The organism is Burkholderia sp. IO2 (genome assembly GCF_029522185.1).
Lineage (GTDB): Bacteria > Pseudomonadota > Gammaproteobacteria > Burkholderiales > Burkholderiaceae > Burkholderia > Burkholderia cenocepacia.
In genome coordinates, this window is record NZ_JAKWFH010000024.1 from 101,554 (window position 1) to 109,392 (window position 7,839).

The 7,839-nt window shown below is 69.8% G+C and carries 7 protein-coding genes and 1 pseudogene; 4 read left to right on the forward strand and 4 right to left on the reverse strand.

What is annotated here, in order from left to right; genetic code table 11:
• Positions 1-154: 154 nt before the first annotated feature.
• Together MMB92_RS17495 and gluQRS are read left to right on the forward strand one after the other, a co-directional pair.
• Positions 155-1,009: a sulfurtransferase gene (locus MMB92_RS17495; RefSeq protein ID WP_006489627.1), complete on the forward strand. Its 855-nt coding sequence runs from the start codon at positions 155-157 to the stop codon at positions 1,007-1,009.
• Positions 1,010-1,033: 24 nt separating this feature from the next.
• A complete protein-coding gene (gluQRS, locus tag MMB92_RS17500; protein WP_124632956.1) occupies positions 1,034-1,930 on the forward strand; it encodes a tRNA glutamyl-Q(34) synthetase GluQRS in 897 nt (298 codons plus the stop codon).
• Positions 1,931-2,184: 254 nt separating this feature from the next.
• On the opposite strand, the gene MMB92_RS17505 is transcribed toward gluQRS, so the two are convergent.
• The 4 genes from MMB92_RS17505 to purT form a co-directional block, all read right to left on the reverse strand.
• A complete protein-coding gene (locus MMB92_RS17505) occupies positions 2,185-3,735 on the reverse strand; it encodes a DEAD/DEAH box helicase (RefSeq protein ID WP_034178288.1) in 1,551 nt (516 codons plus the stop codon).
• 380 nt (positions 3,736-4,115) lie between these two features.
• On the reverse strand, positions 4,116-4,496 hold the full coding sequence (locus tag MMB92_RS17510) for an MliC family protein (protein WP_006497051.1): 381 nt from the start codon (positions 4,494-4,496) through the stop codon (positions 4,116-4,118).
• 94 nt (positions 4,497-4,590) lie between these two features.
• Positions 4,591-4,776, reverse strand: coding sequence for a DUF6726 family protein (locus MMB92_RS17515; protein ID WP_006497052.1), 186 nt, complete (start codon positions 4,774-4,776; stop codon positions 4,591-4,593).
• A gap of 18 nt (positions 4,777-4,794) precedes the next feature.
• Positions 4,795-6,009 carry a formate-dependent phosphoribosylglycinamide formyltransferase gene (purT, locus tag MMB92_RS17520; protein ID WP_006497053.1) on the reverse strand — a complete coding sequence of 405 codons (1,215 nt, stop codon included), beginning with the start codon at positions 6,007-6,009 and terminating at the stop codon, positions 4,795-4,797.
• Positions 6,010-6,224: 215 nt separating this feature from the next.
• On the opposite strand from purT, the gene MMB92_RS17525 reads away from it, so the two are divergent.
• Positions 6,225-6,770: an META domain-containing protein gene (locus MMB92_RS17525; protein WP_277562814.1), complete on the forward strand. Its 546-nt coding sequence runs from the start codon at positions 6,225-6,227 to the stop codon at positions 6,768-6,770.
• Between the two features lie 177 nt (positions 6,771-6,947).
• Positions 6,948-7,839: pseudogene (locus MMB92_RS17530) on the forward strand (DNA translocase FtsK); the annotation flags it as partial.

Below are 7,839 nucleotides of genomic sequence, written 5' to 3' on the forward strand. Positions count from 1 at the left end.
GCCGATGCACGCGGCGACGCGTCGCGCGGTTGGCCGATCGGCCAGGTACCGACGCCCGCGCCGTTTGCGGGATAATACGGTTTTTCGAATCAGCGCCCCGGCTTCGCACCCTTTTTTGCGGGCCGCCGGGCGGCCGTTTTCCCGTCGGACCATCATGACCATCGTCAACCTCGCCGCCTACCACTTCGTATCGCTCGACGCGAACGAGCAATGGCGCCCGCTCGTCACCGCCCGCTGCAACGAACTCGGCCTGCGCGGCACGATCCTGCTCGCGCCGGAAGGCATCAACCTGTTCATCGCCGGCACGCGCGAAGCCACCGACGCATTCATCGCGTACATCCGCCACGATCCGCTGTTCGAAGGCAAGTTCGCGACGCTGCAGTTCAAGGAAAGCCTGTCCGACTCGCAGCCGTTTCGCCGCATGCTCGTGCGCCTGAAGCGCGAGATCATCACGATGAAGAAGCCCGCGATCAAGCCGGAACTCGGCCGCGCGCCGTTCGTCGACGCGCGCACGCTGAAGTCGTGGCTCGATCGCGGCCACGACGATACCGGCCGCCCGGTCGTGATGCTCGACACGCGCAACGCGTTCGAGGTCGACGTCGGCACGTTCGACAACGCGCTCGACTACCGGATCGACAAGTTCAGCGAATTCCCGGAAGTGATCGACGCGAACCGCGCCGACCTCGAAGGCAAGACGGTCGTGTCGTTCTGCACCGGCGGCATCCGCTGCGAGAAGGCCGCGATCCACATGAAGGAAATCGGCATCGACAACGTGTACCAGCTCGAAGGCGGGATCCTGAAATACTTCGAGGAAGTCGGCGGCGCGCATTATCACGGCGACTGCTTCGTGTTCGACTACCGCACCGCGCTGAACCCGCAGCTCCAGCCGACCGAGAACGTCACGTGCTTCGCGTGCCGCGCGGTCGTCACGCCGGAAGCGCAACGATCGCCGAGCTACGTGGCCGGCAAGTCGTGCCCGGCCTGCGCGCAGGCAGCCAGCGCCGCGTAACGGCGCGTCGCACCGCGCCCCGCGATGAATCCCGGCTATCGCGGCCGCTTCGCGCCGTCGCCCACCGGCCCGCTGCACTTCGGCTCGCTGGTCGGCGCGCTCGCAAGCTGGCTCGACGCCCGCGCGCACGGCGGCACATGGCTCGTCCGCATCGAGGATCTCGACGGCCCGCGCACGGTCCCCGGTGCGGCCGACGACATCCTCGCGACCCTCGCGCATTTCGGCATGACGCCCGACGAACCGCCCGTCTGGCAGAGTACGCGCGATGCGGCCTACACGGCCGCGCTCGAGCGGCTCGTCGCGGCGGGGCTCGTCTATCCGTGCGGCTGCACGCGCAAGGAAATCGCCGATTCGCTGCGCGCCGCCCATGAACGCCATACGACGCTCGCGTATCCGGGTACCTGCCGCACCGGCCTGCACGGCAAGCCCGCGCGCGCATGGCGGCTGCGCGTGCCGGACGGCGACGATGCGGTCGTCACGTTCGACGATCGCTGGCAGCACGCGCAATCGCAGAACCTCGCGACCGAAGTCGGCGATTTCGTGCTGAAACGCGCGGACGGCCAATGGGCGTATCAGCTCGCGGTCGTCGTCGACGATGCCGATGCCGGCATCACGCACGTCGTGCGCGGCGCCGACCTGCTCGATTCGACCGCGCGCCAGATCTACCTGCAGCGCTGCCTCGGCGTGCCGACTCCCGCGTACCTGCACGTGCCGGTCGTCGTCGATGCCAACGGCGAAAAGCTCAGCAAGCAGACGGGCGCGACGGCACTCGGACGCGACGATCCGCTGCCGGCGCTGCGGGCCGCGGCCGCGCATCTCGGTTTGGCGGCCGATGGCGATCGGCCGGTCCATACGATCGACGCGTTCTACGCGGCCGCGACCGATGCATGGGCGCGTCGCTTCGGGCCGCGTGCCGGTTGAATCGCTTGCACGACGCCGGCCCACGCCGACGACGCGCCTGTCTCGGTCAGCACCGAATCCAGCCGCATGAAAGCAAGGCGAAAGCCACGTCCGCCGACGACTCGGCATCGAAAGCTCCTCCCGCACGCGGCAAGCAATAGCTCGCACACGCCCCGCCCCGATCGCCTCGCCCAATGAAAAACGGGCACATGCTCGTCACATGTACCCGCTTGTCCGGCAGCGCTCACGCGCCGCCCCAACCCACTCGGCCCGCCTTATGCCGACGGCTTGCGCGGCATCCCGAAGCCGCCGAGCAGCGCGGCGACCTGGCGCTTCGGCCCTTTCTTCTCGGGCTGCTGCGCGGGCTGCGCGTCGTCCGGCTGCTTCGCCGACGCCGACGGCTCGTACGGCTTCAGGAAGAAATCGTCGACCGGCGCTTCGTGGCGGCGATGATGGCCACCGCGCTCGGCGCTGCCCGACGACCGGCGGCCCGAGGCACCGCGATGCTCGTCGCGATCGCGCCGACCGCCCCGTTCGCCACCGCGCTCACCGCCACGCTCCCCGCCGCGCTCGTCGTGACGATGGCGCGCCGGCTTGTCGAGCTTGAGCGTCTGCATTTCGAGCGGACGCTTGATCAGCTTCTCGATATCGGCGAGCTGCTTGCGCTCGTTCGGGCTGCACAGCGACAGCGCGTCGCCCGTCGCACCCGCGCGGCCGGTACGGCCGATCCGGTGCACGTAGTCTTCCGCGCTGAACGGCAGGTCGAAGTTGATCACGGCCGGCAGCTCGGCGATGTCGAGACCGCGCGCGGCCACGTCGGTCGCGACCAGCGCCTCGATCTCGCCGCGCTTGAACGCGTCGAGCGCCTGCATCCGCTCGATCTGCGTCTTGTCGCCGTGGATCGCCGATGCGACCACGCCGTCGCGCTCGAGATTGCGCGCGAGGCGGCTCGCACCGATCTTGCTGTTGCAGAACACGATCACCTGCTTGAGGCCGCGATCGCGCAGCAACTGCACGACGGCCGCCTGCTTGTCGCCTTCGGCGACGTCGTAGACGATCTGCGTGACGTTCGCGTTCGTCGAGTTGCTGCGCGCGACCTCGATCGTCTGCGGGTTGCGCAGGTAGGTCGACGCGAGCTTCTTGATTTCGCCCGAGAAGGTGGCCGAGAACAACAGTGTCTGACGCTCCTTCGGCAGCAGGTTCAGGATGCGCTGCAGATCGGGCAGGAAGCCCATGTCGAGCATCCGGTCGGCTTCGTCGAGCACGAGGATCTGCACCTGGCCGAGGTTCGCCGTCTTCTGCTGCACGTGGTCGAGCAGGCGGCCCGGCGTCGCGATCAGGATCTCGACGCCGCGGCGCAGTTCGGCCGATTGCGGGTTCATGTCGACGCCGCCGAACACCACCGCGCTGCGCAGCGGCGTGTGCTTCGCATACGCGTGCACGTTCGCGGCGACCTGGTCGGCGAGTTCGCGGGTCGGTGTGAGGATCAGCGCACGCACCGGGTGGCGCGCCGGTGACGCGCTCGTGTTGGCCTGCGGCAGCAGACGCTGGATGATCGGCAGCGAGAAGCTCGCGGTCTTGCCGGTGCCCGTTTGCGCGGCGCCCATGACGTCGCGGCCGGCGAGCACGACCGGAATGGCCTGCGCCTGGATCGGCGTCGGCGTCGTATAGCCCTGCTCCGCAATGGCTTTCAGGATATCGGCGGCAAGGCCGAATTGATCGAAGGTTGCGTCGACGGGCTTGGCGACAGAATCGGACATGGTGGCGTTTCGCTCAAAAGGCGCGGCGGGGACATCGTGCGTCAGGCCAGCCGGGCCTGCGCTCATCACAATTCGGAAATAGACGGAGCCGCGGCGCGCCGCGCGGCGCCGCTCTGGCGCTTGGGACCGGTTCAATGCGAACGCTGGACGCCAGGCCGTGCGGACTCCGTTCGGCGCGAATGCCGGCGGAAAGGGCCGTATTGTAGCACCGTGCGGGCATCTGTCCGTGACAAGCCGCGAACGGCCGTGGCGGCGGTTCGCGCGGCGGGGCCGCCCAGGCCCGCCCAAGGCCCGCGCGGGCGAACGGCTGGCCGATCGGGTTATCCGACTCGGCCGGCACACGATATTAGGGGTTCGATCTCTAAGCGTCGTATCGACAGGTGCGCCGCCAGCCCGACAGCCGGTCAACACGGGTGGCGAATACGCTCCGCGATCGTGCCCGCCGATCAGCCCTTCTTCTTTTTCTTCTCGACCTGCACGCAGTCGCCCAGCAGCGGCGGCGACTTCGGGTCGGCGATCTCGTCGCGCAGCGTCGCTTCCTTGCCCTTCGTCCACCACGTATAGCGGCCTGCCTGATAGCGCGCGCCGGACGCCGACACCGTATCGACGAACAGCATCTGCTTGCCGTCGACCGGCACGAGCGCGAAGCTCTGGCCGTTGCCCGCGAGCCAGTACGACACGCGCACCGGCTGCTTGTGATTCGCGCACTGGTAGACGGTTTGCTGGCGCGCGTCGGCGTCGATCTCTTCGACGGTCAGTTGCGCGGCATGCGCGACGGAAACGGCGGTACCGGCGAGCGCAAGCGCAGCGAAGGTTTGGCGAATCATGCAGGTCCTCTCACGAGACGGGTGGAAACGCGCCCTCGCGGGGCGCGCGGTTATTGTTTATCGGGGTGGCGGGTTAGCACGCCGGTTGCCGGAATCAGGGATCGATCACGTCCGCGCACGCATCGGTCGGCGCGGCGGCGACATGGCCGACGAGCGGCACGATCTTGAGCCCGGCCGACGCCACGCGGCACGGCGCGGCCGCGAGGCCGCAGCCCGCGAGACTCGCGACGAGCGCCAGCGCGGCGCCCAGCTTTCCGATACGCAACCATCTCGACGCCATCGTCGTCTCCTCGTTCCGTCAGCGTGCCGACACGGGCCGGACGGCCGCGGCCGCGCGCTTCGCGCGTTCGCGGGCTTCGTCGACGCTCGCGCCGGTCGCCAGCGCGACGCCCATGCGTCGCTTCGCAAAACTTTCCGGCTTGCCGAACAGGCGCAGGTCCGCGCCCGGCACCGCGAGCGCGTCGCGCACGCCTTCGAACGCGATCCCGCGCTCGTCGAGCCCGCCGTAGATCACCGCCGACGCAGCCGGCGTGCCGAGCGCCGGATCCACCGGCAGCCCGAGAATCGCCCGCGCGTGCAGCTCGAATTCCGACTGGCGCTGCGAGGCGAGCGTGACGAGGCCCGTATCGTGCGGCCGCGGGCTCACCTCGGAGAACCAGACGTCGTCGCCGCGCACGAACAGCTCGACGCCGAACATCCCGCGCCCGCCGAGCGCCTCGGTCACCTTGTGCGCGATCTCGCGCGACTTCGCGAGCGCTGCCGCGCGCATCGGCTGCGGCTGCCACGATTCGACATAGTCGCCCGCCACCTGCACGTGGCCGACCGGCTCGCAGAAGTAGGTACGCGTGTCGAGCGTCGCGGGGTCGATCGCGCGCACGGTCAGCTGCGTGATCTCGTAGTCGAAATCGACGAAGCCCTCGACGATCACGCGGCCGTGGTTCACGCGCCCGCCCGCCATCGCATGGTCCCACGCGGGTTTCACGTCGGCGTCGGTCTTCACGACCGACTGCCCCTTGCCCGACGACGACATCACGGGCTTCACGACGCACGGCATGCCGATCTTCGCGACGGCCGCGCTGAAGGCTTCGAACGAATCGGCGAACGCATACGGCGACGTCGGCAGGCCGAGTTCCTCGGCCGCGAGCCGGCGGATCCCTTCGCGATTCATCGTGAGCTGCGTCGCGCGCGCGGTCGGGATCACCTCGGCGAGGCCGGCCGCCTCGATCGCCGCGAGCGCGTCGGTGGCGATCGCCTCGATCTCGGGCACGATCAAATGCGGGCGCTCGGCCTCGACGATCGCCCGCAGCGCGGCCGGGTCCGTCATGTCGATCACGTGCGCGCGATGGGCGACCTGGTGGCCCGGCGCATCCTGATAACGATCGACCGCGACGACTTCGACGCCGAGGCGCTGCAACGCGATGATGACTTCCTTGCCGAGTTCGCCGGCGCCGAGCAGCATGACGCGCGTGGCCGAGGGTGAAAGCGGCGTACCGAGCCGCTGACCGATCTGCATGTGATTTCCCGCTGGTTCTGTTGGAGGACGAAAACGGCTTCGATGTTAACACGGGCATCCGGGCCGGTTTGGGCGGTTTGGTCGCGCCCACGCCGCGCCGCGCGATCCCGTGGGCGGGCTGCGAACGTTTTCACGCGCGAAGTGTCGGCTCGCCTGCCGCGGGGCGGGTGCGTTACTCTTACGCCTTGATCAGAATCCGAAGAGGAACGAGGCTCATGTCCCACCTGTCCGCGGCCGCACGCGCACGCACCGGCCTGCTTCGCCCGTTGCGCGCGCCGCTTTGCGCGCTGACGCTTGCCACGCTTCTCGCCGCCTGCGCGATGCCGACCCATCCCGATTCCGCCGCCCCCGCGCCCGACCCGTACAACCCGGCCGCCGTCCAGCTGCTCGACGACACCAGTTGGGAGCTCACCAGCTGGGTGAACACCGACGGCACGCCACGCGCGATCCCGCACGGCGACAACGGCGAACCGATCAAGCTCGCGCTGTCGACCGATTCGGGCATCCGGCGCGCGAGCGGGTTCTCCGGCTGCAACCGCTACATGGGCACCTACGCGATCAAGAACGGCGTGCTGAGCTTCGGCCCGCTCGCCGGCACGCGGATGGCCTGCCCAAACACGCTCGGCGGCCAGCTCGAAGCCGCCTACCTCGATGCGCTCGCCCACGTCGAGAAGACCGGCGTGCAGATGCGTGCGCCCCAGCAATTGCAGATCGTGACCCAGGCCGGCGCAACGCTGACGTTCACGCACCGGAGCCCCTGATGTACGGCGCGCGCGAAGGCCGACCGACCGCCTTCGCGTGGCGCGCCACGCGCACGCGCCAGCCGCGTGCGTCGCGCGGCGTGAATCGGAATCACGCCGCGTTAGAGTCTTGTTCGCCGGCCGGTTAAACTCGGCGGGTCGCGCCCCGCGCGCCCCGCCCCACTCCTGTTTCAAAGCATGCACACGGTTGTCTTCGGCTGGTTCGGCATCTCCGCCGTCTGGTTCCTCCTTCTCTTCTGGCGTCTCGTGCAGGCGATGCTGCCCGGTGGCGGCGGACTCGCCGGTCGCGGCTCGATTCGCCTGTGGCTCGGCTTCGCCGCGGTATTCGTCGCAAGTTGCACGCTGACGAGCCCGCTGTCGGGCCCCGACACGAACGCGCTCGGTCATGCGTTCTCGGCCGGCTTCGCCCACGTGCTCGGCCCGGTCGGCACGCCGGTCGCGATGGTCGTGCTGTTCTTCGCCGGCCTGCCGTGGCTGACCGGCATCGGCTGGCGGCAGTTCGCCGCATGGGTCGACACGTCGTTCGGCGTCAAGCTGTCGCGCGACGGCGGCGACGACGACGCGCGCGGAATCGCCGACCTGCCGCGCAGCGCGCTGCATCGCGACGACGACGTCGTGCAACCGACCACCGCGCACACCGTCAACTCGATGGCGCCGCGCCAGAACGGCCGGTATTCGCGCCCGACATTGTGGAAACCCGATCCGCAGGCACGACCGAAGCCGCGCAGCAAGACGCCCCCGCGCCCGCTTGCGGAACCCGTCGCGCCGTCGGGCTGGCTGAAGCCGACCGCCTCCCCGCGCACGCCGGTGCCGCCCGCCCCCATCCCGGCCAGCGCGATGCCGCCGCCGACCACCGGCAGCACCGCCAGCCTCGCGCGCGCCGCCGCGAACGCGCAAGTGCCGCGCCCCGCGCCCGCCCCGCTTCCGGTCGGATTCGAACCCGTCCGGCCGCGTCCGACCGCTGCGCGGCCGGCCACCGCTGCGCTGACGCAGACCGCGCCGCGCGCGACCGTCACGCCGCGACCGGCCGGCACGCAAGCGCAACGTCCGCCGGTGCGCCCGGTCGCGG

What these genes read in the sequence shown, in the direction of transcription:
- gluQRS (WP_124632956.1), top strand. Translation starts at nt 1,034, where the DNA reads ATGAATCCCGGCTATCGCGGCCGCTTCGCGCCGTCGCCCACCGGCCCG.
- MMB92_RS17505 (WP_034178288.1), bottom strand. Translation starts at nt 3,735, where the DNA reads ATGAGCGCAGGCCCGGCTGGCCTGACGCACGATGTCCCCGCCGCGCCT.
- MMB92_RS17510 (WP_006497051.1), bottom strand. Translation starts at nt 4,496, where the DNA reads ATGATTCGCCAAACCTTCGCTGCGCTTGCGCTCGCCGGTACCGCCGTT.
- purT (WP_006497053.1), bottom strand. Translation starts at nt 6,009, where the DNA reads ATGCAGATCGGTCAGCGGCTCGGTACGCCGCTTTCACCCTCGGCCACG.
- MMB92_RS17515 (WP_006497052.1), bottom strand. Translation starts at nt 4,776, where the DNA reads ATGGCGTCGAGATGGTTGCGTATCGGAAAGCTGGGCGCCGCGCTGGCG.
- MMB92_RS17495 (WP_006489627.1), top strand. Translation starts at nt 155, where the DNA reads ATGACCATCGTCAACCTCGCCGCCTACCACTTCGTATCGCTCGACGCG.
- MMB92_RS17525 (WP_277562814.1), top strand. Translation starts at nt 6,225, where the DNA reads ATGTCCCACCTGTCCGCGGCCGCACGCGCACGCACCGGCCTGCTTCGC.